Annotated in this window: 24 protein-coding genes and 1 tRNA gene; 17 read left to right on the top strand and 8 right to left on the bottom strand. The window is 70.5% G+C overall.

Annotated features, from left to right (window positions below):
* Positions 1 to 3 precede the first annotated feature (3 nt).
* The 3 genes from ACFP3R_RS19585 to ACFP3R_RS19575 are packed head-to-tail and all read left to right on the top strand — an operon-like array spanning position 4 to position 1,793.
* Positions 4 to 456 carry a MarR family winged helix-turn-helix transcriptional regulator gene (locus tag ACFP3R_RS19585; RefSeq protein ID WP_380637680.1) on the top strand — a complete coding sequence of 151 codons (453 nt, stop codon included), beginning with the start codon at positions 4 to 6 and terminating at the stop codon, positions 454 to 456.
* Entirely contained in the window at positions 453 to 842 is a 390-nt protein-coding gene (locus tag ACFP3R_RS19580) for a DUF5313 family protein (RefSeq protein WP_380637679.1), read from the top strand. Before ACFP3R_RS19585 ends, ACFP3R_RS19580 begins: the two co-directional genes overlap by 4 nt.
* A gap of 21 nt (positions 843 to 863) precedes the next feature.
* Positions 864 to 1,793: a phosphotransferase enzyme family protein gene (locus tag ACFP3R_RS19575; protein ID WP_380637678.1), complete on the top strand. Its 930-nt coding sequence runs from the start codon at positions 864 to 866 to the stop codon at positions 1,791 to 1,793.
* On the opposite strand, the gene ACFP3R_RS19570 is transcribed toward ACFP3R_RS19575, so the two are convergent.
* From ACFP3R_RS19570 to ACFP3R_RS19560, 3 genes are all read right to left on the bottom strand, one after another.
* Positions 1,787 to 2,167 (bottom strand): hypothetical protein, encoded by a 381-nt coding sequence (locus tag ACFP3R_RS19570; protein ID WP_380637677.1) that lies wholly within the window; start codon positions 2,165 to 2,167, stop codon positions 1,787 to 1,789. The two genes, ACFP3R_RS19575 and ACFP3R_RS19570, sit on opposite strands and share 7 nt — an antisense overlap.
* A gap of 193 nt (positions 2,168 to 2,360) precedes the next feature.
* Positions 2,361 to 3,131: a very short patch repair endonuclease gene (locus ACFP3R_RS19565; protein ID WP_380637676.1), complete on the bottom strand. Its 771-nt coding sequence runs from the start codon at positions 3,129 to 3,131 to the stop codon at positions 2,361 to 2,363.
* 8 nt (positions 3,132 to 3,139) lie between these two features.
* Positions 3,140 to 4,483, bottom strand: a complete 1,344-nt coding sequence (locus ACFP3R_RS19560; RefSeq protein ID WP_380637675.1) for a DNA cytosine methyltransferase — start codon at positions 4,481 to 4,483, stop codon at positions 3,140 to 3,142.
* 119 nt (positions 4,484 to 4,602) lie between these two features.
* On the opposite strand from ACFP3R_RS19560, the gene ACFP3R_RS19555 reads away from it, so the two are divergent.
* Positions 4,603 to 5,448, top strand: a complete 846-nt coding sequence (locus tag ACFP3R_RS19555) for a GIY-YIG nuclease family protein (RefSeq protein WP_380637674.1) — start codon at positions 4,603 to 4,605, stop codon at positions 5,446 to 5,448.
* 60 nt (positions 5,449 to 5,508) lie between these two features.
* Positions 5,509 to 6,129, top strand: coding sequence for an Eco29kI family restriction endonuclease (locus ACFP3R_RS19550; protein ID WP_380637673.1), 621 nt, complete (start codon positions 5,509 to 5,511; stop codon positions 6,127 to 6,129).
* Positions 6,130 to 6,533: 404 nt separating this feature from the next.
* Here ACFP3R_RS19550 and ACFP3R_RS19545 read toward each other — a convergent pair.
* Positions 6,534 to 6,604: transfer RNA gene (locus tag ACFP3R_RS19545), tRNA-Gly, on the bottom strand.
* Positions 6,605 to 6,676: 72 nt separating this feature from the next.
* Between ACFP3R_RS19545 and dcd the strand changes: the two genes are divergently transcribed.
* Entirely contained in the window at positions 6,677 to 7,258 is a 582-nt protein-coding gene (gene dcd / locus ACFP3R_RS19540) for a dCTP deaminase (RefSeq protein WP_380637672.1), read from the top strand.
* Positions 7,259 to 7,271: 13 nt separating this feature from the next.
* Here dcd and ACFP3R_RS19535 read toward each other — a convergent pair whose 3' ends face one another.
* Positions 7,272 to 8,261: a cation diffusion facilitator family transporter gene (locus ACFP3R_RS19535; protein ID WP_380637671.1), complete on the bottom strand. Its 990-nt coding sequence runs from the start codon at positions 8,259 to 8,261 to the stop codon at positions 7,272 to 7,274.
* Between the two features lie 124 nt (positions 8,262 to 8,385).
* On the opposite strand from ACFP3R_RS19535, the gene ACFP3R_RS19530 reads away from it, so the two are divergent.
* Both ACFP3R_RS19530 and ACFP3R_RS19525 read left to right on the top strand, forming a co-directional pair.
* Positions 8,386 to 9,648 carry an LPXTG cell wall anchor domain-containing protein gene (locus ACFP3R_RS19530; protein WP_380637670.1) on the top strand — a complete coding sequence of 421 codons (1,263 nt, stop codon included), beginning with the start codon at positions 8,386 to 8,388 and terminating at the stop codon, positions 9,646 to 9,648.
* A gap of 37 nt (positions 9,649 to 9,685) precedes the next feature.
* Entirely contained in the window at positions 9,686 to 10,069 is a 384-nt protein-coding gene (locus ACFP3R_RS19525; protein WP_380637669.1) for a phage holin family protein, read from the top strand.
* A gap of 81 nt (positions 10,070 to 10,150) precedes the next feature.
* Here ACFP3R_RS19525 and ACFP3R_RS19520 read toward each other — a convergent pair whose 3' ends face one another.
* Positions 10,151 to 12,433, bottom strand: a complete 2,283-nt coding sequence (locus ACFP3R_RS19520) for a (Fe-S)-binding protein (RefSeq protein WP_380637668.1) — start codon at positions 12,431 to 12,433, stop codon at positions 10,151 to 10,153.
* A gap of 141 nt (positions 12,434 to 12,574) precedes the next feature.
* Between ACFP3R_RS19520 and ACFP3R_RS19515 the strand changes: the two genes are divergently transcribed.
* The 8 genes from ACFP3R_RS19515 to ACFP3R_RS19480 all read left to right on the top strand — a co-directional run bounded on the left by ACFP3R_RS19515 (position 12,575) and on the right by ACFP3R_RS19480 (position 19,393).
* Positions 12,575 to 12,910: a DMT family transporter gene (locus ACFP3R_RS19515; RefSeq protein ID WP_380637667.1), complete on the top strand. Its 336-nt coding sequence runs from the start codon at positions 12,575 to 12,577 to the stop codon at positions 12,908 to 12,910.
* On the top strand, positions 12,903 to 13,451 hold the full coding sequence (locus ACFP3R_RS19510) for a TetR/AcrR family transcriptional regulator (protein ID WP_380637666.1): 549 nt from the start codon (positions 12,903 to 12,905) through the stop codon (positions 13,449 to 13,451). Before ACFP3R_RS19515 ends, ACFP3R_RS19510 begins: the two co-directional genes overlap by 8 nt.
* 23 nt (positions 13,452 to 13,474) lie before the next feature.
* Entirely contained in the window at positions 13,475 to 14,056 is a 582-nt protein-coding gene (locus ACFP3R_RS19505; RefSeq protein ID WP_380637665.1) for a hypothetical protein, read from the top strand.
* A gap of 115 nt (positions 14,057 to 14,171) precedes the next feature.
* Positions 14,172 to 14,957 carry a DUF4097 family beta strand repeat-containing protein gene (locus ACFP3R_RS19500; RefSeq protein ID WP_380637664.1) on the top strand — a complete coding sequence of 262 codons (786 nt, stop codon included), beginning with the start codon at positions 14,172 to 14,174 and terminating at the stop codon, positions 14,955 to 14,957.
* A gap of 245 nt (positions 14,958 to 15,202) precedes the next feature.
* Positions 15,203 to 17,056 (top strand): molecular chaperone DnaK, encoded by a 1,854-nt coding sequence (gene dnaK / locus ACFP3R_RS19495; protein WP_380637663.1) that lies wholly within the window; start codon positions 15,203 to 15,205, stop codon positions 17,054 to 17,056.
* Positions 17,053 to 17,772 (top strand): nucleotide exchange factor GrpE, encoded by a 720-nt coding sequence (grpE, locus tag ACFP3R_RS19490; RefSeq protein ID WP_380637662.1) that lies wholly within the window; start codon positions 17,053 to 17,055, stop codon positions 17,770 to 17,772. Before dnaK ends, grpE begins: the two co-directional genes overlap by 4 nt.
* Positions 17,773 to 17,792: 20 nt before the next feature.
* On the top strand, positions 17,793 to 18,962 hold the full coding sequence (gene dnaJ / locus ACFP3R_RS19485; RefSeq protein WP_380637661.1) for a molecular chaperone DnaJ: 1,170 nt from the start codon (positions 17,793 to 17,795) through the stop codon (positions 18,960 to 18,962).
* 2 nt (positions 18,963 to 18,964) lie between these two features.
* Positions 18,965 to 19,393: a heat shock protein transcriptional repressor HspR gene (locus ACFP3R_RS19480; protein ID WP_380637660.1), complete on the top strand. Its 429-nt coding sequence runs from the start codon at positions 18,965 to 18,967 to the stop codon at positions 19,391 to 19,393.
* A gap of 664 nt (positions 19,394 to 20,057) precedes the next feature.
* Here ACFP3R_RS19480 and ACFP3R_RS19475 read toward each other — a convergent pair.
* Both ACFP3R_RS19475 and ACFP3R_RS19470 read right to left on the bottom strand, forming a co-directional pair.
* Entirely contained in the window at positions 20,058 to 21,161 is a 1,104-nt protein-coding gene (locus tag ACFP3R_RS19475) for an FAD-binding oxidoreductase (RefSeq protein ID WP_380637659.1), read from the bottom strand.
* An 869-nt stretch (positions 21,162 to 22,030) separates the two neighbouring features.
* Positions 22,031 to 22,411, bottom strand: a complete 381-nt coding sequence (locus ACFP3R_RS19470) for a VOC family protein (protein WP_380637658.1) — start codon at positions 22,409 to 22,411, stop codon at positions 22,031 to 22,033.
* Positions 22,412 to 22,594: 183 nt separating this feature from the next.
* Between ACFP3R_RS19470 and clpB the strand changes: the two genes are divergently transcribed.
* Positions 22,595 to 25,177, top strand: coding sequence for an ATP-dependent chaperone ClpB (gene clpB, locus ACFP3R_RS19465; protein WP_380637657.1), 2,583 nt, complete (start codon positions 22,595 to 22,597; stop codon positions 25,175 to 25,177).
* Positions 25,178 to 25,296 lie beyond the last annotated feature (119 nt).

Here is a 25,296-nt window from a genome sequence, read left to right as displayed (position 1 = left end):
CTAATGGTTAGTACACAAAGTGTTGACGACCCGCTGGACCTGGACCGCCAGGTCTGCTTCGCGCTGGCCGTGGCCTCCCGGAACGTGATCGCGCTCTACCGGCCGCTGCTGGAGCCGATGGGGCTCACCCACCCCCAGTACCTGGTGATGCTCGCCCTGTGGGGCGAGGCGCCGCTGTCGGTGAAGGAGCTCGGCCGGAAGCTCGCCCTGGAGCCCGCCACGTTGTCGCCGCTGCTCAAACGGCTGGAGGCGGTCGGGTACGTGTCCCGGTCGCGGGACACCGCCGACGAGCGGCAGCTGGCCGTGGTGCTGACGCCGGCCGGGGCGGCGCTGCGCGAGCGGGCGTTGGAGATCCCTCCCGCGGTCGTGGCGCGGCTCGGCATGTCCCTGGAGGAGCTCCAGGGCCTGCACGCGGTGCTGACGCGGGTCATCGCGGCTTCGGAGCGTGATCGGTGAAACCTTCCTGGGCGTTGCGCTTCTGGTACCTGCTGGGCGGTCGACTGCCCCAGCGCTACCGCGAGTGGGTGTTCCACCAGGCGACCAGGCCGTCGTGGCTGGCCTGGTTCACCGCGCGGATGTTCCTCCAGGTGCTGCCGCTGACGATCGTCATCGCGCTGGCGCTCGTGCTCGGCCCGGGCGCGCCGTGGCCGCTGGCCATCGCGTGCGGCTCGCTGGGCCTCGTGGTCGGCGTGTACTTCGGCGTGTCCTACGCGATCGAGAGCACCGACCACCGGATGACGAAGTACGGCTACCCGCGCGGCGCGGCGGCGGCGGTGCGCAACGAGCGGAAGAAGCGGGACCAGGAGCGGTACGAGCGCGTGTGGCGCTCGCCCGGGGCCTGACCCCGGCCTAACGTCGTCGTCGTGGAAGCGGTGGCGGCGGCGTTCGGCCTGGGTGGTGCGATCTCGTGGGAGCCGGTGACGGGCGGGCGCTCGCACCTGGTGTGGCGGCTGCGCACGACGCGCGGCGAGTGGGCGGTGAAGCGGCTCAACCGGTCCCGCGAGGACTGGTGGCTGCGCGACCACGTGGTGTCGGCCGAGGTGCAGCTGGAGGCGTGGGAGCGCGGCCTGCCCATGCCGCGGCCGGTGCACCCGCTGACCCCGGCCGCGCCCCTGCTGGCGGACGTCGGCGAGCACAGCTACGTGGCGCACGAGTGGTGCGGGGGCCGGCCGTTGGCGGGCGACGTCACCGAGTGGGTCGGCCGGACGCTCGCGGCCCTGCACGACCTGCCCGCCCGCGGGACCCCCGGGCGGGCCCCGCACCCGGTGGCGGAGTGGCTGACGTGGCTGGACGAGGCGCCGGGCCCGTTCACCGACCGGGTCCGCGCCCACCTGCCGGACATCGCGCGGGCCGTCGCCGCGGGCGCGGACACCGCCGGCCTGACCCCGGTCGGCAGCCACCGGGACGTCAAGCCGGACAACGTGCTGGTGACCGCCCGCGGCCCGCTGCTGCTGGACTGGGACGGCGCGGGACCCGAGTACGCGGAGTGGGAGCTGACCCGCGCGGCGGTGCACTTCAGCGGCCGGGGCGAGGACCGCGCGGCGTTCACCAGGGTGATCTCCTCGTACGAGGCCGTCACCGGCAGGCGGCCCCCGGCGGACCCGTCGGCGTTCGCGGGCCTGCTCCGGGTGTACCTGGGCGGCGCGGCGTGGATGGTGTGGCGGGCCCTGGGCCACCGCCCCGTGACCGACGCCGAGCGCGCCGCCGCGGGCCCGCACGCGCTGGAGCTGCTGGCCGACCTGCGGGCGGCGCTGGGTCGCCTGGACGAGTGGGTGGACTGGCTGGGTCAGTGAGGCACGACCACGACCTGGTGCTCGTCCTCGTAGACGACCCGGCCGGGGTCGGTGGAGCGGACGGTTTCGCAGGCGATGTCGTGGGCGGCGAGGATCTCCAGGTAGCCGTCGACGCGCTCGATCAGGTGGCCGGCAGTGTCGGCCTTGAACCACGCCACGGCGCCGGGGTTGACGGTCGGGTCGAACACGGTCGGGTCGACGTGCGAGGGCGTGGTGTAGGCGGCGTCGTACCAGGCGTTGGTCGTCCGCCGGAAGCGCTCCTGCTCCGCGGTCAGCACGCCGTCCCGGGCGAGGCGGTTGACCAGCCAGAACACGCCGGGGAAGAAGCCGCGCTCGTGGCGGTTTTTCCCCCGGAAGCGCACGTAGGTCGTCACCGCGTCGATCCTCCCGCACCGGGGGCCGGAGCTAACATCGGCGGCCATGCGGACGACGCTGGCCCTGGTGCTGCTCCTGGCGGTGGGGTGAGTCTCCAGGCCGTCGACACCGCCCACGTTGAGCGCCGCTGTGCCGTCCGAGCCGGAGCCAGCGGTCGACCGGACTCTCCAGGCCGACCAGGTGCAAGCAAGATCAGTAGTGATGCCGCAGCCGCTGGAGGGCCCCCTCCACTCGCGCTGCCGCCTCTGTGACGTCCTCGTGCTCCCACACCCGGACGACAGACCAACCTGCGCCGATCAGGATCTTGTTGGTTTCGTCATCTCGGGCCTTGTTCCCGTTGATCTTCTCACGCCAGAAGTCCGCGTTCCTGGTCGCCGGTCGGTAGTGATCCGGGCACCCGTGCCAGTAGCAGCCGTCCACGAACACCGCCAAGCGATCGCCCGGGAAGACGATATCGGCCCTACGGCGCACCTCGGGGATCGGGCGCGCGTCGACCCGGTAGCGCAGACCACGTTTGTGCAGCAGTCGACGAAGCATCATCTCGGGGCCGGTGTCCTTGTGGCGGTTACCCCGCATGGAGGCGCGCACTTCAGGCGTTGACGCCGTCGACTCCGGAGGTAAAGTCACTTCGACCAGGAGACCCTTCTCCCTGGCCTGCTTCCATGCTTCGGTCAAATTCTGCTTGCGGTATCCGAAATCGACCTCGCACACGTACTTCTCTTGCGTCTTGCCGTCCAGGGACCAGCGCAGGTAAGCACGGATGCGCCGAGTCCGCCGGTAAAGACGCAGCGTGATGGACGCGCATGCCAGCCGGTCATCACCAATATCGATATTGCGATGTTTGCGACCGCCTGCTGCTCGATTTTGTTCTTCGACAGGTGAAGTACCACCGGGACGGCGCTTGTATGCGCGCTCCGGTGGTAGGTGGTCTTTCCACCGGCCTTCGTCATCTGAAATGGACATCTGCTCGCCTAGCCCTCGGCTTTGTCCAGTGCTTCGGCGACCGCCTTGGCGAAGAATTCGCCAAGTGCGACTGGCACGGCATTGCCCAGTTGTCGCATCTGCTCCCCGCGAGGACCGGAACCGAGCCACTCGTCAGGAAAAGTCATGACCCGTGCGGTCTCTCGCACTGTCATGTAGCGGTGCAGGTGGACCCAGTCCTCGGATGTCTTCACGCGTTGGTCGAGCAACATCACCGATTCGCCGCCGGGCACACCGTGCACACCGGCTTTCACGGTTTTCGCGGGACGGTCCAGCCTGTTGGGCGTGTGGCCCTTGTAGATACGAGCACCGGGCCAGCCGATGTGGTCGACCACGCCCACCTCGTCTCCGAAGTCGAACTTCTCGTCCAGACGCTCGAGATCCACCTCGGGCAGCGCCGGAAGCTTGACATCGGTTCCATAGCCCTGGATGGCATCACGAAGGGTACGCCAGGGTTGGCAGTCGTCTTCCTTGATTACCTTGGGGATCTGGCGCCGAATTTCCTCGCGGATGTAGCCCGGCACAGTGGTGTGGCGTTGCCAGTAAGGGCCGTCCTCGGCACGCATCGAACGGAGAAGAGCTGCTTCGGAGAAACGCTGCGTTTTTACCTCCTTCTCGAAGGCTTCCACATCCACGTTGAGATCCGTGCGGAAAGCGATAAGTACAACGCGATTGCGCACCTGCGGTACGCCGTAGTTCGCGGCGTTGACCGGAATCATGACCACCCTGTATCGATCTGAGCTCCCTTTGTCATCGGAGAGAGTTCCGAGAATTCGATTCAGATGGGCGTTGTGCTCGTGCCACGGGACCTCGTCATCGCGCTTCTCGAATGGCAGGCGCAACTCGTTCTGGATGTACTTGAAGTACTCGGCGAACGACGGGCGCAGCAGTCCTCGGACGTTCTCGCAGATGACCGCCTTGGGGCGCATCTCCCGTACGGCCTTGAAGACGGCGGGAAACATGTTGCGCTTGTCCTCGTCGCCCTTCGCGACTCCGCCCGCGCTGAACGGCTGGCACGGAGGACCGCCGGCTAGAATGTCGACCTTACCCTCGAACCCACTCAGATCAAGATCGCGCACATCGCCGGGGTACAGGGGGGCCGGCTGGCCTTGTCCGGGGGGAACCGGTTTTGTATCCTCAGTGATTTTCAGTCCATCTTCACCCAGTGTTTTCTTGGCGCTGGCGACGAGTGTCTCGCAAGCCCGCTTGTTGAACTCGTTGAACAGCAGGGGTCGGAAACCTGCCTGGTGCACTGCCATCGCAAGACCTCCCCCGCCTGCGAACAGCTCGACGCTGGTTCGGGGTTCTTTTGCGTCTTTTACCAGGTCAGACATGGTAAAATCGTACCGCGGAAGTAGGGGTCTGTAAAGCTTCTCGCCCGAACGTGTCGACAGTACGTGAGGAACGCCATAGGCTCACCGGTGGTCGACTCTTGGAAGGGGGCCTTGCGGATATGTCGCAAGCCGCATCATCGAACAGTTCCGGCGCTTACCACGACTACTTCCGACTGAGCATCACCAAGGCTCTCGGTGATCAATTGTCGGTTGCGCTGACCCGCCTTGGACGTGCTCCCCTGTCCAGTGAAAGCTTGGCCGAGCTTGCAGGGCGGCCCGGGGTCTACCAGTTGTACCTGCACGGCGAATTTGTCTACGTCGGCAAGGCGGAAAAATCGCTGCGTGCTCGACTGAGCAACCACCTGAACAAGCTCGGGGGGAGGCAGAACATCAGCCTGGTCGACGTGAGCTTCTCCTGTCTGTACGTCGACGAGGACTTTTCCGCGTTGGCACCCGAGCAGTTGCTCATCAGTCATCACAAGGGTATGGGCAGTATTCCTTGGAACAACAACGGGTTCGGCAACAAGGATCCTGGGCGCCGCCGGGACTCCACCGAGCTCAAGAGAGGGCACTTCGACCTCGCATACCCCATCGACCTCGAGTTGCCGGTTGGTCCACTTCGGGCGGGCCCCACGACGTTGAGTGCCTTCCTCAAGATCCTCAAGGGCAACTTGCCCTACAACTTCCGGTATGAGGAGCCGCCGCGTTCGACGTCGATTCCGCTGGAGGTTCCAGGCGGCAGGATTTCCGCTGATCAAGCATTCCGTCTGGTGTCCGATGTGCTTCCCGGTGGTTGGCAGATCGTCGCCCTGATGGGTTACGTGATCCTGTATGGTGACTCGCCCAAGGGTTACAAAAGCGCCTGGCGGTACTATCGGACCGGCTCCGTCGTGGAAGCGGTGCCGGAGGTGTCGCCCGAGGAGATGGTCGAAGACGACCTGTTCGGCACTGCCGACCAGTCGTGAACGTTGCTCATTGAACGGAAATTCATGCCTGTTGATTATGTTCCAGCTTCGTTCGACCCGTTGTCGACGGAGCAGATCTCGAACACCATCTGTGAAACTTTCGAACGGCAACCGCTGGTCGCCATGGTTCATGGGCTCCCGAACTTCGAGGGAGCCGGTCTTTACGCCATCTACTACCGCGGTATCAGCGTGGAGTTGTACCGTCCGTTGAGCAAGTTGCAGGTTCCGGTCTACGTGGGACGGGCCCGTTCCAGCAACAGCGCGACCGGCGAAACGCTCAGGGAGAAATATCCCCTCTACAAGAGGCTGAAGCAGCACCGCACCTCAATTATCGAGGGTGGGTTGCCGATCAATGAGTTTCGCTTTCGTGCTCTTCTGCTGCCTGATGTACACACGGACCTGGGCGAGAACGGCTTGCGCGTCGGCTACCGACCGGTCTGGAACAGCAAGTTGCCGGGCTTCGGCGGGCATGAGCAGGGAGCGACCACTCGGCAGGGAAAGAAGAGCAAGTGGGACACGGTGCATGACGGACGTCGGCGTACGCACGGCGGTGTCGTGCACGACGCCGAGTCGCTGATACTCGAAGTCAAGGCGCACGTCCAGCAGCAAGTCGCGGACTATAATTACATGCCTTGGCCGCATCCCGCTAAAGACAAGTATCTGGAACTCGACGGGCTCTGAATTCTTCGCGAGTCAGCCATGCGAGGTTGAAATTCGCATAGCAGGGATCGGGTACCTCTGTTGTTTTTGGTCCAACTGGGGTGGTCAGAAAGTTTTTGTTCAGGGCATGGTGTGTCTTTCGGGCTTGTCAGTGTGGTGGGTATGGCGGTTCGGGCACTCGTGCCATTGACCAGTTCGGCGTGGTGGTCCTCCATGGGCTTGGACCGCTCCAGGTCCCTCGCCGCATACCGGTCCAAGCGGCGTGCGCCGGCCCAAGCGATGGGCGCCGGTCGCGGTGTGGCCTTGGGGCGCTGCCTGTGAGCCCGTTCCGCGAGGGAGAAGACCCGTCCCACCTGTGCGGAGGGCGGCGACACCCGATCACGGCGAAGGCCCGGGTCGGGTGACCCGGGCCTTCGACTCACTTGAGCGGGTGACGGGAATCGAACCCGCCTCTACAGCTTGGGAAGCTGTCGTTCTACCAATGAACTACACCCGCGCGCCGTGCTCGCCACGATCATACACAGACCCGCCTGCCGCACCGCACCGGTCGGCCACCTAGGCTGAGCCCGTGTTGTTGAGCGACCGCGATCTGCGCAAGGAAGTCGACTCCGGCCGCCTGGTCCTGGAGCCCTTCGACGACGTCATGGTGCAACCCTCCAGCATCGACGTGCGCCTGGACCGCTTCTTCCGCGTCTTCAACAACACCCGCTACACCCACATCGACCCCGCCGTCCAGCAGGACGACCTCACGACGCTCGTCGAGACCGTCGACGACGAGCCCTTCGTCCTGCACCCCGGCGAGTTCGTGCTCGGCTCCACGTTCGAGCTGGTCACCCTGCCCGACGACCTGGCGGGCCGGCTGGAGGGCAAGTCCTCGCTGGGCCGCCTCGGCCTGCTCACCCACTCCACGGCCGGCTTCATCGACCCCGGCTTCTCCGGCCACATCACGCTGGAGCTGTCCAACGTCGCCAACCTGCCGATCACCCTGCACCCCGGCATGAAGATCGGCCAGCTGTGCCTGTTCCGGCTCAGCAGCTCGGCCGAGTTCCCCTACGGCTCCCAGCAGGCGGGCTCCCGCTACCAGGGCCAGCGCGGCCCGACGCCGTCCCGCGCGTACCTCGGCTTCCACCGCACCCACACCAAGCGCTGAACAGCACCGGGCACTACAACCGCACGTCGCCGTACCGGGCCAGCACGCGCGCCCGCAGCGCCTGGTCGGTCCGCGGCACCGGCTCCAGGAACACCTCGTCCAGCTCGGGGTGCGCCTGCCGCAGCTCGTCGTCGATCCGCACGCACGCCCGCTCCAGCTCGGCCACCTCCAGCGCGTCGTCGAAGTCGAGCCGCGCGCACAGCAGCACCCGGTCCGTGCCCACCGCCATCGTCAGCAGGTCCACCACCTGCTCCACCTCGGGCGCGTCGCGCAGCTCCGCCCACACCGCCCGCACCAGGTGGGGGTCCGCCTGCCGCCCGATCAGCAACCCCCGGTTGGTCGAGGCGAGCGTGAACGCGACGACCGCCAGCAGCACGCCGATCAGCAGCGACGCCACCCCGTCCCACAGCGACGACCCGGTGAGGTGGTGCAGCCCGATCCCGCCGAACGCCAGCAGCAGCCCGACCAGCGCCGCCGAGTCCTCCAGCAGCACCGTCTTCACCGTCGGGTCGTCCGACACCCGCAGGAACTCCAGGAACGACCGCTCCTCCTCCCGCGCCCCCCGCCGCACCTGCCGCACGGCCTGCGCCCACGACACCGACTCCAGCGCGAACGCGATCGCCAGCACCACGTAGCCGACCACCGGGCTGGTCTGCTCCTCCGGCGCCCCGAACACGGTCCGGAACCCCTCGTAGAACGCGAACACCGCGCCCGACACGAAGATCGACACGGCGGCGAGCAGCGACCAGAAGTACCGCTCCTTGCCGTACCCGAACGGGTGCTCGCGGTCGGCTGCCCGGCCGGACCGGCGCAGCGCGGTCAGCAGCAGGCCCTCGGTGAAGGTGTCGGCGACCGAGTGCGCGGCCTCCGACATCATCGCGGCCGACCCGGTGATCACCCCCGCGACGGCCTTCATGACCGCGATGGCCAGGTTCACCGCGAGGGCCAGCAGCACGGTCAGCGTGCTCTCCCCGCCGCCGCTCTTCTCGGACCGCTCAGGCATGCTGACGACGTTAAGCCGGTAGGCGGTGATCCGCCCGTCGCGGGGTGTGACGCAGGTCTCGAAACGATCATGACCCACCCCACGACGACGAGGTGACGAATTCGATCTTCTGGGGGAGTTCCGGGTGCGGAACCTGAGCAGGGCGGCCGCCGCGTGCGCGGCCTTCACGGCGTTGGCGGCGGGCACCGTCCCGGCCGCCGCGCAGGACGGCGGCACCGTCGTCATCGAGGGCCTGGTGTGGTTCGACCGGAACGCCGACGGCAAGCGCGACGCGGGTGAGCAGCCGCTGGCCAACGGCCGCGCGATCCGCGTCTCCGACGCCGCCACCAGGCAGGACATCGGCGTGTTCCGCACGGACGCCCGGGGCCGTTACCGGGCCGAGGTGCCCGACGTGCCGGTCATGGTCTACAACCCCAACGCCGACGTCTTCCGGCCGACCACGAAGGCTCCGTCGCAGCCGGTCGTCGGCGGCGGCACGGTCGACTTCGGCCTGCGCGGCGCGGACGTGCCGGTGCTGTGCCGGGTCGAGGGCGGCGCCGGGACCACGCCGCCGAGCGGCTGCCCGGTGCGCGTCACCGGCGGCCCGCTGGACGTCGACCGGTCGGCGGAGCCCGCCGTGGGCGGCGACTCCTCCTTCCAGGACCTGCCGGCGGGCCGGTACACGATCACCGCGGGCGCCCTGTTCGGCCACGGCCTGGCGCTGGTGCGGCCGACCGGCGGGGACCGGGTCGACTGGGTCACCTACACCCGGGAGATCGAGATCGACCACACCCTGGTCGGGCCCCGGGTGGAGCTCGCCTACGGCGCGGCCAGGGGCGACATGTCCTACGCGCTGCGCCTGGAGCCGGGCCGGGACCGCTACGCCGTCGGCGACGAGTTCGAGGCCGTCGTCTCGGTCACGAACGGGGGCACCGCGCCGGAGCGGGCGGTGTTCGCGCTCGGCGAGCCGTCCGACCGGCAGGCGGAGAGGGTCGCGATCGGCGACAACGTCACCGCCGACGCGAACGGGTACACCCTGGAGGACCGCCTGCCGCCCGGCGCGACCGCCGAGGTGCGCTTCACGCTGCGCGTCAAGGCGCCGTTCTCCGCGGTCGACGTGGTCGGCGCGGGCGTGAACGAGCTGCCGGACGCGGACTCGTCGAACAACGCCGCCCGCGTGCCGGTGCTGATCGGCGACGGCGCGTCCACCACGTCGACCACCGCGCCCACCGCCACGATCACCACCGCGCCCAGCACCACCGGTTCCGCGACGGTCCCGGTGGCGGGCGACGGCGGGAACCTGGCGGACACGGGCGCGGCCCCGCTCCCGCTGTTCGCGCTCGGCGGCCTGCTGCTCGGCGGCGGGGCGTTGGCACTGGTGGCGGCGCGCAGGCGTCGTCGCGCCTGACCCGTTCGGCGCAGCGCCACCGCTAGCCTGCTGCGGCATGGGCATTCTCGTGCACGTGCTGCTGACGGCGGTGGCGGTCTGGGTCGCCACGCTCGTCCCGGGCATCGACCTGGACCAGGGCGCCTCGGCGCCCGCGAAGATCGGCACGCTGATCGGCGTCGCGCTGCTGTTCGGCCTGGTGAACGCGGTGGTCAAGCCGTTGGTGAAGTTCTTCGGCTGCCTGTTCTACGTGGTCACGCTCGGCCTGATCGGGCTGGTGGTGAACGCCCTGCTGTTCTGGCTCACCGGTTGGCTGGCCGGCGAGCTGGGCCTGCCGTTCGAGGTGAGCGGCTTCTGGGCCGCGTTCTTCGGGGCGATCATCGTGGCGCTGACGGGCTGGGTGCTGGACCTCGTCTACGACCGCGCCACCGACGACCGCTGACCCTGCGGAGCCCCCTCCACCCGCGCGGGTGGAGGGGGCTCCGCCGTCGGAACCACCGGGGTCACCGGGGTCACCGGACGATCAGTTCGCCGGCGACGAGGGCTCCTTGTCCTCGTCCGGCAGCGGGGTGCCGGTGGGCGCCTCGTCCGTCGGCACGTCCTGCGCCTCGGGCTCCCTGCCGCGCCGCACCGCGGTCAGCAGCAGCTGCGCCACGTCCACGACCTCGACGTGCGCACCGGCCACGCCCTCGTTCTGCCGGGCGGTCACCCCGTCGGTGAGCATCACCCGGCAGAACGGGCAGCCGGTGGCGATCTTCGACGGCGCGGTGCCCAGCGCCTCGTCCACGCGGTCGACGTTGATGCGCTTGCCGATCCGCTCCTCCATCCACATGCGGGCGCCGCCGGCACCGCAGCACATGGACCGCTCGGCGTTGCGGGGCATCTCGCGCAGCGTCGCGCCCGACGCGCCGACCAGCTCGCGCGGCGCCTCGTAGACCTTGTTGTGCCGACCCAGGTAGCACGGGTCGTGGTAGGTGACGTCCTCGGCGATCTCGGCCACCGGCACCAGCCGCCGCTCCCGCACCAGGCGGTTGAGCAGCTGCGTGTGGTGCACGACCTCGTACTGGCCGCCGACCTGCGGGTACTCGTTGGCCAGGGTGTTGAAGCAGTGCGCGCACGTCACGACGATCTTGCGCTGCCCCGGCTCGCGCCCGTCGAACACGGTGTTGAGCACCTCGACGTTCTGCTGCGCCAGCATCTGGAACAGGAACTCGTTGCCCGCGCGCCGCGCCGGGTCGCCGGAGCACGACTCCTCCGGCCCGAGCACCGTGTACTTGACGCCCGCCGTGTGCAGCAGCTCGGCCACGGCCCGCGTGGTCTTCTTCGCCCGGTCCTCGAACGCGCCCGCGCAGCCGACCCAGAACAGGTACTCGGTGTCGCCCAGCTCGCCGTCGAACACCGGCACGTCGAAGTCCAGGCCCTCGGCCCAGGCCAGCCGGTCCCGGGAGTTCTGGCCCCACGGGTTGCCCTTGTTCTCCAGGTTCTTGAACATGCCGCCCAGCTCGGACGGGAAGTTCGACTCGATCAGCACCTGGTAGCGGCGCATGTCGACGATGTGGTCGACGTGCTCGATGTCCACCGGGCACTGCTCGACGCACGCGCCGCAGGTGGTGCAGGACCACAGCACCTCGGGGTCGATGACGCCCAGCTCGTCCGGGCCGCCGACCAGCGGGCGCTCGGACTCGGCCATCGCCAGCACGTCGACGGTCTCCAGGCGCTTCTTGTAGTCCTCGTACTTGTCCTCGACCAGGCCGACCTCGTCGCCGGCCATGTCGCGGCTGCCGCCGGCCAGCAGGTACGGGGCCTTGGCGAACGCGTGGTCGCGCAGCTGGGTGATCACCAGCTTGGGTGACAGAGGCTTGCCGGTGTTCCACGCCGGGCACTGGGACTGGCAGCGGCCGCACTCGGTGCAGGTGCTGAAGTCCAGCCAGCCCTTCCAGGTGAAGTCCTCGACCTTGCCGACGCCGAAGGTGTCCTTGTCGGGGTCGGCTTCCTCCAGGTCGAGGACCTGGCCGCCGCTCATCATCGGCCTGAGCGCGCCGAGCGCGACGCCGCCGTCGTCCTCGCGCTTGAAGTAGATGTTGAAGAACGCGCTGAACCGGTGCCAGGCGATGCCCATGGTCAGGTTCTTGCCGACCACGATCAGCCAGACCATCGCGGACAGCAGCTTGATCGCCGCCATGACGGACACCCAGTCGGGACTGGTGGGCAGGATCGTCGAGAGCGGCCCGGTGACGAAGGACGACCACAGCGGCGGGTCCTCCAGGCCGGCGGCCTGCTTGAACGCCTTCACGCCGAGGATGCCCAGGCCCTCGACGATGACGACGGCCTCGACGAAGTAGGCGGACTTGAAGCTGGAGCCGGCGAACCGGGACAGCCGGTCGGCGCGGCGCGGGTGGTTGAGCTGGCGGATGACCGCGAGCGCGACGCCGCCGGCGACGGTGCCGAGGCCGAGCAGCTCGATCAGCAGCGACCACGCGGACCAGGTGCCGATGACCGGCCAGTGGAAGCCCGGGTCGAAGACCTCGCCGTACGCCTCGAACAGCACCGCGGAGCCGATGAGGAAGCCCCACATCACCATCCAGTGCCAGGGGCCGACCTTCCGGAACTTCATCATCCGGGTGTGCGCGACGAACTCGACGAGCAGGGTTTTCAGGCGCGGCCAGAACGGCCCGGCGCGCGTCGGGTCCGGCTGGCCGAGGCGGACGATCCTGATCATCCGCAGGACACCCGCGACGAACAGGCCCCAGGCGTACACGCTGACGGCGACGCCGATGGCGCCGAGGGTGAGCTGGAGGGCTCCCATTGTGGTGGCGGCCTTTCTCGTCCGTCTCTCTTGGCTCGGCAGCCTACGCCCGCTTACTGGCCAGTAACCACTTGAGCGTGGCAGATCGCATATCCCCGGATAAGATAGTGGAACAGCTGTTCAACTTTCCGGGGGTCGCTCATGTTCGTCTACCTGGTCCTGGCCGTCGCGATCGTCGCCGAGGTGGCCGCCACGGTCTCGCTGAAGCTGTCCGAGGGGTTCAGCAGGGTGGTTCCCTCGATCGTGGTGGTCGTGGGCTACCTGGTCGCGTTCACCGCGCTCGGCAAGGTCCTCCACCTGGGCATGCCCATCGGCGTGGCCTACGCGATCTGGTGCGCGTTCGGCGTCGCGGCGGTGGCGGGCGTGGGCGTGGTGCTGTTCAAGGAGCCCCTCAACGCGACCATGGTCGTCGGCCTGCTGCTGGTGATCGCCGGCGTGGTCGCCATCGAGCTGGGGAGCAACGCCGGCGATGCCTGACCCGACCACCTCCCGGGCGGACGGCCGCCGCCGGCGCGGCGAGCAGCGGCGGCGGGTGATCCTGGAGGCCGTGCTGCGGGTCGTGGAGCGGGACGGCGCGGCGGGGGTGAGCCACCGGTCGGTGGCGCGCGAGGCGGGCGTGCCGCCCACGTCGGCCACCTACTACTACGCGACGCTGGACGACCTGCTGATCGCCACGCTCACCTGGTCGGCCGACGAGACGGCGGCGGGGTTCCGCGCCCTGGACCCGGCGCCCGCGGCGGTGGCCGGGTTCCTCGCGGACGCGGTGGGCCCGCACCGGGGCCGGACGCTGGCCGGGTACGAGCTGTACCTGCTCGCCGCGCGCCGCCCGGGGCTGAGGCCGGCGGCGCGGCGGTGGTTCGAGGGGCTGGCGGACCCGGCCGGGGCGCGGGACCCGGTGGTGCTGCGGGCGCTGCTCGCGGGGCTCGACGGGCTGCTGATCCAGGGCCTGATCGCGGACCGCCCCCCGACGGCGGGGGAACTGGAACCGGTCGTGTCCTTCCTGATGCGCGGTCGGTGACCTCCGCGCGGGACACTGGGCCCATGGGGTTCGCCGGTCGGGAGTCGTGGCAGGTGTCGCACGGGACGAGCCGGGCGGTCACCACCGCCCTGTTCCTGCGCGACACCCTCGCGCTCTCGGTCGACACCGTCCCGGAGCTGCCCGGGCTGGACCCCGGGGTGCCCGTGGTGGTCCCCGCGGGCGTCGACCGCGCGGCCGCGGCCGGGGAGTGGCTGGGCTGGTGGGCCGACGTGCTCGACCACGCCCGCGCCGGGTCGCCGCCGGACGACCCCTCGGACGTGCCGGACGACCCCTCGGGCACGTCGCTGCGCGTGCGCCCGGCGCTGCGCGCCGCGGTCCTGGCCCTGCGGCCGGCCGCGGCCGACCACCACCGGCGCACCGCCGCCTCCCCCCAGGCCCTGCCGATCGGCGAGGTGGTGCGGGGCGTCGAGCACCGGCTGGGCCGCCACGTGCGCCCGTTCCGCCTGGTGATCACCGAGGTCCCGGTGCGGGGCCCGGTGTGGGAGCGCGCGACCGCCGCGCACGTGATCGCCTCCCGGCACTTCCTCGGCGACCCCGCCCTCTCCGCCCCGGCCCTGCGCGCCGCGGTCGAGGCCCTCGCCTGAGCCGCCGGGGGTAGGGACAACCCCCATGCCGGGTCGGGGGCCTTCCCGATGGGGCCCGACCCGCCCACCGCCTAGCTTGGGCACAACGACGTGAACGCCTGAGGGGGCGACTGTGGTGGGCAAGCGGATCGGGTTGGCGGCCGTCGCGGCGGTGACCGCGGCGGTGGCGCTCACGTCCTGCGTGCGGCTGGTGGAGCACGGCTTCGAGGACCGGCACACCGTCGGCGAGCGGATCACCGAGGTCCGGCTCCGGAACGGTTCCGGCGACATCGTCGTCCGCGGCCGCGCGGGCGCCGACTCGACCGAGGTCCGGCGCCGGCTCCAGTACCCGAAGAACGCCGCCGCGCCCTCCGGGACCTCCCACCGGGTGGAGGGCACGACCCTGGTCCTCGACGGCTGCGGCCACCGGTGCACGGTCGACTACGAGGTCACCGTGCCGTCCGAGGACGTCCGGGTGGTCGGCGAGAGCGAGTCGGGCGACGTCCGCTTCGAGGGCGTGGCCGCGGTGGAGGTCGAGATCGGCTCGGGCGACGCGGTGATCAGGGGGGTCTCCGGCGAGGTCCGCATCGGCGACGACTCGGGCGACGTCGAGGTGGCCGACGTGGGCGGCGGGTTCACCGGCCGGCTCGGCTCGGGCAACGCGTCCCTGTCCGGGATGCGCGGCGCGGTGACCCTCGACAGCCGGTCCGGCGACGTGCACGTCCGGCTGGACGCGGCGACCTCGGTCCGCGCCGTGGCGGGCAGCGGCAACGTCGTCGTCCAGGTCCCGCGCGTCCCCTACCGGGTCGACGTGGGGACCGACAGCGGCGAGCTGGAGGTGGGCGTTCCCGACGACCCGGGCGCGCCGGTCGAGCTGTACCTGCGCGCGAGCAGCGGCGACGTGGACGTCCTCGCGGCCTGAGCCGACCCCCGACCGACCCGTGCCCCCGGCGTGCGCCGGGGGCACTCGCGCGTTCCGGGGCGGCCGGGGAATTCCTCCTGACGGGTGGTCCGGATCACGTCCCGCCGGGAACACGCGGGCCCTCCCGCTCGTTGCAAGGAGCAGAAAGGTTGAGTCGGTTGGACTCAAGTCCGGGGAAGCCGGCAAACTTGAGCCAGTGCCGCTCAATGCGGGGCTTCCACACACGCACTACCAGGAGGAATCCAATGGCGCGAGCGGTCGGCATCGACCTGGGGACGACCAACTCCGTCGTCGCGGTTCTCGAGGGCGGCGAGCCGACGGTGATCGCCAACTCCGAGGGCTCGCGGACCACCCCGTCCATCGTGGCCTTCGCCAAGAACGGCGAGGTGCTCACCGGGCAGCCCGCCAAGAACCAGGCCGTGACCAACGTCGACCGGACCATCCGGTCGGTCAAGAGGCACATCGGCACCAACTGGTCCACCGGCATCGACGGCAAGGACTACACGCCGCAGGAGATCAGCGCGCGCGTGCTCATGAAGCTCAAGCGCGACGCCGAGGCGTACCTGGGCGAGGAGATCACCGACGCGGTGATCACCGTCCCCGCCTACTTCGAGGACGCGCAGCGCCAGGCCACCAAGGAGGCCGGCCAGATCGCGGGCCTCAACGTGCTGCGCATCGTCAACGAGCCCACCTCCGCCGCCCTGGCCTACGGCCTCGACAAGGGCGAGAAGGAGCAGACCATCCTGGTCTTCGACCTCGGTGGCGGCACGTTCGACGTCTCGCTGCTGGAGCTCGGCGACGGCGTGGTCGAGGTCCGCGCGACCTCCGGCGACAACCACCTCGGCGGCGACGACTGGGACCAGCGCATCGTCGACTGGCTGGTCGAGCGCTTCAAGCAGAGCAACGGCATCGACCTGACCAAGGACAAGATGGCGTTGCAGCGCATCCGCGAGGCCGCCGAGAAGGCCAAGATCGAGCTCTCCAGCTCCTCCCAGGCCACCATCAACCTGCCCTACATCACCGTCGACGGCGACAAGAACCCGCTGTTCCTCGACGAGACGCTGTCCCGGGCCGAGTTCCAGCGCATCACCAACGACCTGCTGGAGCGCACCCGCGCGCCGTTCAACAACGTGATCAAGGACGCCGGCATCAGCGTCGGCGACATCCACCACGTCGTGCTCGTCGGCGGCTCGACCCGGATGCCCGCCGTGGCCGAACTGGTCAAGGAGCTCACCGGCGGCCGCGAGCCCAACAAGGGCGTGAACCCGGACGAGGTCGTCGCCGTCGGCGCCGCCCTCCAGGCCGGCGTCCTCAAGGGCGAGGTCAAGGACGTCCTGCTGCTCGACGTCACCCCGCTGTCCCTGGGCATCGAGACCAAGGGCGGCGTGATGACCAAGCTCATCGAGCGCAACACCACCATCCCCACCAAGCGCTCCGAGATCTTCACCACGGCCGACGACAACCAGCCGTCCGTGCAGATCCAGGTCTTCCAGGGCGAGCGCGACTTCGCCTCGGACAACAAGAAGCTCGGCATGTTCGAGCTCACCGGCCTCCCGCCGGCCCCGCGCGGCGTCCCCCAGATCGAGGTCACCTTCGACATCGACGCCAACGGCATCGTCCACGTCTCCGCCAAGGACATGGGCACCGGCAAGGAGCAGCGGATGACCATCACCGGTGGCTCCGCCCTGCCGAAGGACGACATCGACCGCATGATCAAGGACGCCGAGGCGCACGCGGAGGAGGACAAGCGCCGCCGCGACGAAGCCGAGGTCCGCAACCAGGCCGAGACCCTCGTCTACCAGACCGAGAAGGTCGTCAAGGAGAACGAGGACAAGATCCCGGCCGAGGTCAAGGACAAGGTCAAGGCCGCCATCGACGAGACCAACGAGGCCCTCAAGGGCACCGACATCGCCAAGGTCCGGGCCGCGGTGGAGAAGCTCGCCACCGAGTCGCAGGCCATCGGCCAGTCCCTGTACGCCAACGCCGCGCCGACCGCCGACGCGGGCCCGGGTGCCGCCGGCGGGGCCGCCGCGGGCGACGCGCCCAAGGCCGACGACGTGGTCGACGCCGAGATCGTGGACGAGGACGACAAGAAGTGACCCAGCCCGAAGAGCCCCAGGTGGTCGTCACCGACCGCAGGCGCATCGACCCCGAGACCGGCGAGGTGCGCGCCACCCCGGCCGGGGACGGCGCGCCGGAGAACGGCGACACCCAGGTCGGAGCACCCGCGTCGGAGCCGCAGCAGTCGTCGGAGCAGTCGTCGCCGGAGCAGTCGTCCGGGCAGACGTCGGAGGGCGGCAAGCACGCCGCCCCCGACCTGCCCGACGAGGGCACGGCCGTCGCCGAGGACCCCGCCGTCGAGCTGAAGGCCCAGCTCGACGAGCGGACCGCCGACCTCCAGCGGCTCACCGCCGAGTACGCCAACTACCGCAAGCGCGTCGAGCGCGACCGGGAACTGGTCATCAGCACCGCCAAGTCCCAGGTCGCGGGCGAACTGCTCGGCGTCCTCGACGACGTCGAGCGCGCCGAGGCCCACGGCGACCTCACCGGCGCGTTCAAGGCCGTGGCCGACAAGCTGGTCACCACCCTCCGCGGCCTCGGCCTCGAACCCTTCGGGCACGAGGGCGAGGAGTTCGACCCGTCCGTCCACGAGGCCGTGCAGCACAGCACGTCCCCCGAGGTCGGCGGACCCACGGTCACGGCCGTGCTCCGCCGCGGCTACCGCTACGGCGAACGGGTCCTGCGACCCGCGCTGGTCGGCGTCACCGACCACGAGCCGGAGCCGGCCGCCGCGGAGCCGGCCGAGGGCAGCTGAGGAAAGGGAGGTGATGTCCGGTGAGTGCTAGGGACTGGATCGAGAAGGACTTCTACCGCGAGCTGGGCGTCTCCTCCGACGCCTCGGCCGACGAGATCAAGAAGGCGTACCGGAAGCTGGCCCGGGAACTGCACCCCGACGCCAACCCCGGCGACGCCAAGGCCGAAGCCCGCTTCAAGGCCGTCTCCGAGGCGTACGGCATCCTGTCCGATGCCGCCAAGCGCAAGCAGTACGACGAAGCCCGCCGCCTCTTCGCCGGGGGCGGCGGCTTCCCCGGCGGCTTCGGCACCGGGGGCACCGGCGGTTTCGACGTCGGCGACCTGTTCGGCCGCGCCCAGCAGACCGGCGCCGGCGGCATGGGCGGCCTGGGCGACATCCTCGGCGGCCTGTTCAACCGCCGGGGGGGCACCACCGCCTCCGCCACCCGGCCCCGCCGCGGCGACGACGTCGAAACCGACGTGCGGATCGACTTCACCGAAGCCGTCCGCGGCGCCACCGTCCCCCTGCGGCTGTCCAGCCCGTCGGCCTGCGGCACCTGCGCGGGCTCCGGCGCGAGACCCGGCACCACCCCCCGCACCTGCACCAACTGCGGCGGCGCCGGACTCGTCACCCGCAGCCAGGGCGCGTTCGCCTTCTCCGAACCGTGCACCGACTGCCGCGGCACCGGCCGCATCGTCGACGACCCGTGCCCGGAGTGCGGCGGCGACGGCGTCAGCACCAAGACGCGCACGCTCACCATCCGCATCCCCTCGGGCGTCGACGACGGCCAGCGCATCAGGCTCGCCGGCCAGGGCGAACCCGGGCGCAACAACGGACCCGCCGGAGACCTGTACGTGCGGGTCCACGTCAACCCGCACCCCGTGTTCGGGCGGTCCGGCAACGACCTGACCCTCACCGCGCCGGTCACCTTCCCCGAACTGGCCCTGGGCACCACGTTGACCGTGCCCACCCTGGACGGCAAGGTGACGTTGAGGGTCCCCGCGGGCACCGCCAGCGGCCGGGTGCTGCGGGCCAAGGGCAAGGGCATCGCCAAGCGCGACGGCCAGGTCGGCGACCTGCTCATCACGCTCCTGGTGCAGGTGCCGGACAACATGGACGCCGCGGCACGCGAGGCGTTGGAGAAGTACGCGGCGGTGACCACCCACCACGACCCCCGCGCCGAACTCAACGCCCTGGTGGAGAAGAGGTAGGTGTGAGCTTCCCGTTCCCGCCCGGCACCGACGAGGACACCCCGTTCTTCGTGATCTCGGTGGCGGCGCAGCTGTCCGGTCTGCACGCGCAGACGCTCCGGTCGTACGACCGGATGGGGCTGGTGTCGCCAGGACGCACGTCCGGGGGCGGGCGCCGGTACTCGATGCGCGACATCGTGCTGCTGCGCGAGGTGCAGCGGTTGTCGCAGGAAGAAGGCGTCAACCTCGCGGGGGTCAAGCGGATCATCGAGCTGGAGAACGAGGTCGGCGCCCTGCGCGCCAGGGTCCACCAGCTGACCGAGGAACTGGCCTCCGCCATGGCGGCGGCCGAGCAGGCGGCCGCGTCGGTGCACGCCTCCTACCGGCGCGACCTGGTGCCGGTGCGGCACGAGACCGCGCTGGTGGTGTGGCGGCCGGGGCCCAAGCGCTGATCCCGGGGACACACGATGGGGTGACTGATGTACGGAAACACCGTTACCGACCATCGGTTGCACATGAGGAACCCCGCGACCACCCCGCATCCCCCAAAACCCACCCGACGGCCCGGCCACCCCACAGCCGGGCCGTCGGCCTTTCTCCGACCCGGCCTCAGCCCTCCCCGACCCGACCGGACCGGACCCGACCCGGATCTCGGGCCAGCCCCGGAGCCCAGCCCTCCACGACCCGACTTCAGACCAGTCCCCAGCCCAGGCCAGCTCCCGGCCTCAGCCCTCAGCTCCCGGCCCCAGCTCTCAGCCCCCGGCTCCGGTCTGGGTCCGGCCCCTCCGCCTGATCCAGCTCGGCCCGATCCAGCCCGACCTGGCCTAGCCCGGCTTCGGGCGAGCCCCTGGTCTCGGCTCAGCCCGACCTCCGCCGCCGGGAAGTTGCTGCCCGCGTTCGCCCAAGCGCTCGGCGCGTCACGCCTGCGGGGATCGCCGCGGTGGTCCTGGGGCCGGTGTCCCCGGTCGACAGGCCGGCCGCCGAAGCGGGGGATGTTGGTCCCGAGTGGCGGAGCTGATCAGCCCGGGTGCGGCTGCCGACCAACCCCGGCGCGGGAGTGCGGACCGGGGTGCGGCTGGTTCGGCTCGGAAGCGGCGTGGCGTGGTGAGGTGAGGCTCAGTCCAGGGTGAAGGGGTCGTACTTGATCCGGTCCAGCGGGGTGCCCGCCACCAGCATCCGGGACACCGTGGCCCGGATCATCGACGGCGAGCCGCAGACCAGCACGTCGCGGTCCTGCCACGCCCCGTAGCGGGTGACGACGTCGGCGAGGGTGCCCTGCTCGACGCCGCGGGCGCCCGGGTCCGACTCCAGCACCGGCACGACGGTCAGCCACGGGTTCGTCATCGCGAACCGCTGGAGGTTGTCCAGGTCGTACAGGTCCTCGCGGGTCCGACCGCCCATGAACAGGTGGACGCGGGGGTTCTCGCCCCACTGCGCCATCTCGTCGATGATCGCGTGCATCGGCGCGACCCCGGTGCCGCCGGCGACCATGAGCACGTCGCGCCCGGACTTGCGGTCCACGCTGAGCCGGCCCATCGGGGGGCCGATCCGCCACACGTCACCGGCCTGGGTGTGCCCGACGATCGAGCGGCTCACCCACCCGCCCTCGACCGAGCGGATGTGGAACTCGATGATGCCGTCCGCGCGGGGGGCGTTGGCGGGCGAGTAGTACCGCCACAGCCGGGCCCGCTGGGGCGTCTCGACGCTCACGTACTGGCCCGCGCGGTACCCGACCGGGTGATCCGGCTGCAACCGGATCACGGCCAGGTCCCAGCTCACCCGTTGGTGTTCCAGCACGGTCGCGTGCCAGTACGCCGGACCGTCGTCGGCCGCGGCGGCCTCCTGCATGGAGCGGGCCATGATCGTGTAAGCCTCGGCCCACGCGAGCTCGACCTTCGGCGTCCACGCGGGGCCCGCGAACTTCTTGATCGCCGCCAGCAGCGCCGTGCCGACCGACTCGTAGTGCACGTTGACCACGCCGAACTTGCGGTGGTCGCGCCCGAGCTGGCGGAGGAACGGGATCAGGTCGTCCGGCCGGTCCACCATCTGCACCACGTGCACGAGGGCGCGCAGCAACCGGCTGCGCTGCACCTCCATGTTCACCGGGAACATCTCGCGCGTGGCCGGGGCCAGGCTGAACAGCATTCCGTAGAAGAACTTGGCGACCTCGTCGGAGCGCGGCTCCACCACCGCGAAGCTCTCCCGGATCATCCGCACCATGGCGGTGACCCCGGGGGGAGGTTCTCGGTGTGGCGGGCTCGGGAGGGGGCTCAACACAGCGTTCGCAGTCATGGTCCGGGCGCAGTCTCCACGTTTCTGGCGGCGCCAGCAAGGCGCTACGTCCTCGTCAAGCTTCCATCCCCGACGAGGGGACATTAACCCGTCAACTGCCTGGTTGACTCCTTGATGCCACCTTCGAGTGCTAAGCGGTCACGGACGGTCGCGGGTCGCTCCGGCCAACGGGTGGATACTCCTCTATACATATACCGAAATCGAGGCTTGTGTCCCACCCCCATGCGTACGAGCGGCTGTGCGGATCGGGGAGCGGTCCGGGTCCCCGGCGGGGCGCACCCGCCCAACCCGGGGGCTGAGCCCGCCGAACCCGAGGACCAAGCCCGCCGGCGACCCGGGGGTGGGCGGGGAGCGGAGCCACGTCGAGACGCCCGATTTGCCTCTGCCCGGACAGGCGCGCACGCTGGTCCTGCGAGCGGCCGTGCCGGGCACCGGGCCGGAGCACCGGGCCGGGTGACGGCTGGAACCGCATTGTTGCGGTCATCCGCACCCGCCTGTGGATGCGCACCAGCGGATTGTGGACAACTCCCGCCCCCTGTGGACAACTTTTTAAGACATGTGGGTGACCTGTGCCGACGTCCCGGTCAGGACCGGGCCGACACCGCGCCGGCGCCGCACCAGGCCCGGGTCAGGTCCGTGCGAGGGCGTGCCGGAGCGGGAGCCGTGCCGGATTCGGGTGCCATGACGGCACGGGGGCGCGGTGGAGGGCGAGGCGGCGTGAGGACGTGGCGGAACCGGAGGGCGGGACGAGACCGCGCCCGCGAAGCGGTGGTGCCCCGCCCTCCCCGGAACCCTCGTCAGCCCCGCGCGGCCCGCTCCGCCGCACTGCGCTCCACGCAGAACTCGTTGCCCTCCGGATCGGCCAGCACCACCCACCCGGTCCCGTCCGCCCGCCGCTGGTCGTCGACCAGCCTCGCACCCACCCCGAGCAGCCGCTCGACCTCCGCGTCACGCGTCGTCTCGGGCCGCAGGTCGAGGTGCACCCGGTTCTTGACCACCTTCGGGTCGGGCACCTGGATGAACAGCAGTCCCGGACCAGAAGGCAGCTCGATGTACACCTCGGGATCGCCGGGGTGGTCGTCGTCGGCCCGGGGCCGACCGGTGACCAGGCTCCAGAACCCGGCCAGTTCGTAGGCGTCCCGGCAGTCGAACGTGATGTGGTTGACGAGAGAGGTCATGCGGTGATCCTCACGGGTCCCCGCTCGGGGGTCACCGGATTTTTCACCCACCCCGGTACCGCGTGGCCCATGCCACAGCACTCGCGTAGGTTGAGCGGAACAGGCTCAACTTTTCTGACGTTGACCAGGGTGACGGCCGGTGCCGCACGCCGGTCCACGCACGTTCGCCGACCGAGGTGAGGAATGGACGCTTTCAACCCGACCACGAAGACGCAGCAGGCCGTGTCGGCCGCCGTGCAGGCGGCGACCATCGCGGGCAACCCGGACGTCACCTCCGTTCACCTCCTCGGCGCCCTCCTGGCCCAGGGCGACGGCCTGGCCGCGCCCCTGCTCGGCGCCGTCGGCGCGGACGCCAAGCAGGTGCACAAGGAGCTGGACCAGCTGTCCCGCTCGCTGCCCGCGGCGACCGGCTCGTCCGTGTCCGCCCCCCAGTTCTCCCGCGACGCCGCCCGCGTGCTCGGCCGCGCCCAGGAGCTCGCCACCGAGATGGGCGACGAGTACGTCTCCACCGAGCACCTGCTGGTCGGCCTCGCCCAGCACGGCGGCCAGGTGACCGACCTGCTCAAGCGGCACGGCGCGACCCCGGAGGCCCTCAAGGAGGCGTTCGGCAAGGTCCGCGGCTCGGCCCGGGTCACCAGCCCGGACCCCGAGGGCACCTACCAGGCCCTGGAGAAGTACGGCGTCGACCTGACCGAACGCGCCCGCAGGGGCGTGCTGGACCCGGTCATCGGCCGGGACACCGAGATCCGCCGCGTCGTCCAGGTGCTGTCCCGCCGCACCAAGAACAACCCCGTGCTGATCGGCGAACCCGGCGTCGGCAAGACCGCGATCGTCGAGGGCCTGGCCCAGCGCGTGATCGCCGGCGACGTGCCCGAGTCGCTCAAGGGCAAGCGCGTGGTCGCGCTCGACCTGGGCGCCATGGTCGCGGGCGCGAAGTACCGCGGCGAGTTCGAGGAGCGCCTGAAGGCCGTGCTGAAGGAGATCACCGACTCCGCCGGCCAGGTCATCACGTTCATCGACGAACTCCACACGATCGTGGGGGCCGGCGCGGGCGGCGACTCCGCCATGGACGCGGGCAACATGATCAAGCCCATGCTGGCGCGCGGCGAGCTGCGCATGGTCGGCGCGACCACCCTGGACGAGTACCGCGAGCGCATCGAGAAGGACCCGGCGCTGGAGCGCCGCTTCCAGCAGGTCTTCGTGGGCGAGCCCTCGGTCGAGGACACCATCGGCATCCTGCGCGGCCTCAAGGACCGCTACGAGGTGCACCACGGCGTGCGCATCACCGACGCCGCCCTGGTCGCCGCCGCCACCCTGTCCGACCGCTACATCACCGCCCGCTTCCTGCCGGACAAGGCGATCGACCTGGTCGACGAGTCCGCGTCCCGCCTGCGCATGGAGATCGACTCGCGCCCCGTCGAGATCGACGTGGTCGAGCGCGCCGTGCGGCGGCTGGAGATCGAGGAGATGGCGCTGGCCAAGGAGTCGGACCCGGCCTCGCTGGAGCGGCTGGCCGCGCTGCGCGCCGAACTGGCCGAGAAGCGCGAGGAGCTGGCCGCGCTGACCGCCCGCTGGCAGAACGAGAAGAACGCCATCGAGAAGGTCCGCGACCTCAAGGAGCGGTTGGAGCAGCTGCGCGGCGAGTCGGAGCGGGCCGAGCGCGACGGCGACCTGGGCCGGGCCGCCGAGCTGCGCTACGGCCGCATCCCGGCCCTGGAGAAGGAGCTGGAGGAGGCCACCCGCACCACGCAGGACGCCGCGGTGATGCTCAAGGAGGAGGTCGGCGCGGACGACGTGGCCGACGTGGTCTCCGCCTGGACGGGCATCCCGGCCGGCCGCCTGCTGGAGGGCGAGACGGCGAAGCTGCTGCGCATGGAGGACGAGCTGGCCCGGCGCGTGGTCGGCCAGTCCGAGGCCGTGCGCGTGGTGTCGGACGCGGTCCGGCGCACCCGCGCGGGCGTGGCCGACCCGGACCGGCCCACCGGCTCGTTCCTGTTCCTCGGCCCGACCGGCGTCGGCAAGACCGAGCTGGCCAAGGCGCTGGCGGAGTTCCTGTTCGACGACGAGCGGGCGATGATCCGCATCGACATGAGCGAGTACTCCGAGAAGCACTCGGTGGCCCGCCTGGTCGGCGCGCCCCCCGGCTACGTCGGCTACGACCAGGGCGGCCAGCTCACCGAGTCGGTCCGCCGCCGCCCGTACAGCGTGGTGCTGCTCGACGAGGTCGAGAAGGCGCACCCGGACGTGTTCGACGTGCTGCTCCAGGTCCTCGACGACGGCAGGCTCACCGACGGCCAGGGCCGCACGGTGGACTTCCGCAACACCATCCTGGTCCTGACCTCGAACCTCGGCTCGCACGTCATCGCGGACGCCTCGCTGGACGACCGGCAGCGGCGGGACGCGATCATGACCGTGGTCCGCGGCCACTTCAAGCCGGAGTTCCTCAACCGGCTCGACGACGTGGTGGTGTTCCGGGCCCTGGCCACCGAGGAGCTGACCTCGATCGTGGACATCCAGGTCGACCGCCTCGGGCGGCGCCTGGCCCAGCGGCGGCTGACCCTGGAGGTCACGCCGGCCGCCCGCGACTGGCTCGCGCTCAACGGCTTCGACCCGCTCTACGGGGCCCGGCCGCTGCGCAGGCTGGTGCAGTCGGCCATCGGCGACCAGCTGGCGAGGGAGCTGCTGGCCGGCGAGGTCCGCGACGGGGACGCGGTGAAGGTCGACGTGCTCGACGACCAGTCCGGGCTGATCGTCGGTCGGGGCTGAGGTCACGGGCTGAGGTCGCGGTCGGGGGTCGGTCGACGCCGGCCGACCCCCGCGTCGACCCCGACCGGAGCCGGCCCTCAACCGGATGGCCCCGGTCCCGCTGGGTCCGGGATCACCGA

Origin of the sequence: Saccharothrix lopnurensis (assembly GCF_042658445.1) — a bacterium.
GTDB lineage: Bacteria > Actinomycetota > Actinomycetes > Mycobacteriales > Pseudonocardiaceae > Actinosynnema > Actinosynnema lopnurensis.
This window is presented reverse-complemented; position numbering and strand designations above follow the sequence as displayed.